Source organism: Pleomorphochaeta sp. DL1XJH-081, assembly GCF_049310885.1.
GTDB lineage: Bacteria > Spirochaetota > Spirochaetia > Sphaerochaetales > Sphaerochaetaceae > CAYZJV01.
This window is the reverse complement of sequence record NZ_JBMDYO010000166.1, coordinates 1-252: the sequence shown is the minus strand read 5'-3', so window position 1 is coordinate 252 and position 252 is coordinate 1. Positions and strand designations below refer to the sequence as shown.

At 54.0% G+C, this 252-nt stretch carries 1 protein-coding gene; it reads right to left on the bottom strand.

Annotation, left to right across the window (positions count from 1 at the left end; translation table 11 throughout):
* Window positions 1–94: 94 nt before the first annotated feature.
* Window positions 95–247 carry a ribulose bisphosphate carboxylase small subunit gene (locus ACODJP_RS14330; RefSeq protein ID WP_422482644.1) on the bottom strand — a complete coding sequence of 51 codons (153 nt, stop codon included), beginning with the start codon at window positions 245–247 and terminating at the stop codon, window positions 95–97.
* Between the last annotated feature and the right edge of the window lie 5 nt (window positions 248–252).

Here is a 252-nt window from a genome sequence, read left to right as displayed (position 1 = left end):
CCCTAAGAGAAACATGCATTCCTTCCTTCAACCCCACGCCGTGAAAATCAATTCATGGCTTGATTTGGAGAGAGAGAGAGAGAGAGAGTGGTGCTCAGTAGCCTGGGGGCCTGTGGGCGATGAAACTGATGATCTGCACCTGACGGATGTTGTCGAATCCGATGATTCTGACGAAGGCATTGGGGTGGAGGGAGACCACCTCGTCCAACTCCTTCACCACTTGAACGGGGTCGGTGCACCCGAACATGGGGA

Excerpts from the sequence above, each read along its gene's own strand:
- ACODJP_RS14330 (WP_422482644.1), bottom strand. The coding sequence starts at position 247 with ATGTTCGGGTGCACCGACCCCGTTCAAGTGGTGAAGGAGTTGGACGAG.